The organism is Phytoactinopolyspora endophytica (assembly GCF_004138495.1).
Taxonomy (GTDB): Bacteria; Actinomycetota; Actinomycetes; order Jiangellales; family Jiangellaceae; genus Phytoactinopolyspora; species Phytoactinopolyspora endophytica.
This window is the reverse complement of record NZ_ML142860.1, coordinates 129,163-130,880: the sequence shown is the minus strand read 5'-3', so window position 1 is coordinate 130,880 and position 1,718 is coordinate 129,163. Positions and strand designations below refer to the sequence as shown.

General features: G+C 67.5%; 2 protein-coding genes. One reads left to right on the top strand and one right to left on the bottom strand.

What is annotated here, in order from left to right; genetic code table 11:
* The coding region (locus ELR45_RS41350; protein WP_240760023.1) for an ATP-binding cassette domain-containing protein at positions 1–593 on the bottom strand (593 nt) is incomplete at its 3' end.
* Between the two features lie 233 nt (positions 594–826).
* Here ELR45_RS41350 and ELR45_RS21850 point away from each other — a divergent pair.
* Positions 827–1,501, top strand: coding sequence for an energy-coupling factor ABC transporter ATP-binding protein (locus tag ELR45_RS21850; RefSeq protein ID WP_129668230.1), 675 nt, complete (start codon positions 827–829; stop codon positions 1,499–1,501).
* Positions 1,502–1,718 lie beyond the last annotated feature (217 nt).

Below are 1,718 nucleotides of genomic sequence, written 5' to 3'. Positions count from 1 at the left end.
CGCAGCCACACCACGGAGTCCGCGTCGAGGTGGTTGGTCGGCTCGTCCAGCAGCATCGTCTCGGCGTCGGAGAAGAGGATCCGCGCCAGCTCGATCCGGCGCCGCTGGCCACCCGAGAGGGTGTGCAACGGCTGGCCCAGTACCCGCTCAGGCAGACCGAGGCTGGCAGCGATGGTCGCCGCCTCGCTCTCGCTCGCGTATCCGCCGAGGGAGAGGAACTCGGCCTCCAGACGCGCATAGCGGCGCATCCCCCGTTCGTGTTCGGCGTCCTTGTCGGATGCGATCTGCTGCTCGGCACGGCGAAGCTGAGTGACGATCGTGTCCAGTCCCCGCGCCCCGAGGATGCGGTCGCGAGCCAGAACCTCCGTGTCACCCGTACGCGGGTCCTGCGGCAGATAGCCGACGTCGCCGGAGCGGGTGACCTCGCCGGCGAACTGCTGCCCTTCTCCGGCCAGGATTCGGGTGAGCGTGGTCTTGCCCGCGCCGTTGCGGCCGACTAGGCCCACCTTGTCGCCGGGTGCGATGCGGAAGGTGGCGTCGGCGAGCAGGATCTGCGACCCGGCACGCACCTCGACCTCGTGGGCGGTGATCATGTCAGAATCGTCTCCGTCGGATCATGACAGGCGGAGACCGCGCCGGAAGCGAAGCGTGCGCTCGCGCCGGCCGATCCCATTCCTGAATCTGCGTGCACTTCACGGGACGATCCCGTGACCCGGCCCATTCAACGCGTCCCCGCCCAAGATCGACACTGAGTTTCCGGGGCGTGGCCGACCGGCGTGGATTCCCGGCCATGACGTCGGGCCGCACCAAGTTTACAGTTGAGCACGTGATCGAGGTCGAAGGCGTCAGCCACGCGTACGGCGATCGGCAGGTGCTGCGCGGTGTCGACGTCGGACTCCCCGAACACCGGATCGCCGTCATCGGAGCCAACGGCTCCGGCAAATCGACCTTCGCTCGCCTGCTCAACGGGCTCGTCATCCCCGATCAGGGACGGGTGCGCGTCGACGGTCTCGACACCCGCTCCGACGGCGCGGCGGTGCGTCAGCGGGTGGGCTTCGTCTTCACCGACCCGGATGCCCAGATCGTCATGCCCACGGTGGCGGAGGATGTCGCGTTCAGCCTGCGCAGGCAGAAACTCGGCCGTTCAGAGTCAGACCGGCTGGTCGCCGAACAGCTGGCCATGTTCGGCCTGGACGAGCACGCGGATCATCCGGCGCACTTGCTCTCCGGCGGGCAGAAGCAGCTGCTGGCCCTGTGCTCCATCCTGGTCACCGAGCCTAAAGTGCTTATCTGCGACGAACCGACCACGTTGCTGGACCTTCGCAACTCCCGGCGGGTGTCGGAGTTACTGGCAACGCTGCCCCAGCAAGTGATTCTTGTCACACATGATCTCGAGGCCATCCGAGACTTCGAACGGGCGCTCGTCTTCGACCAGGGCAGCGTCGTGTTCGACGGTCCGCCGGCCGCCGCCGTCGACCACTACCGCGAGCTGGCCGCCTGACGCTAGCCCGTCACCAATGCCTGCGGAACGACGGTGACGGTATACGGGCGGCGTAGCGTGACGCTGTCGGAACCGGTTGCGCGGCCCACCTCACGCTAAAAGAGGCAACCGGTCGCCCACAGAAGCTTTCTCGGTGCTAAAGGACGCCCTCCCCAACGTCGACCGGGTCGATCCTGACCCTGACCGGCTTGCCGGAACGGCGAGCCGAACGCACGCC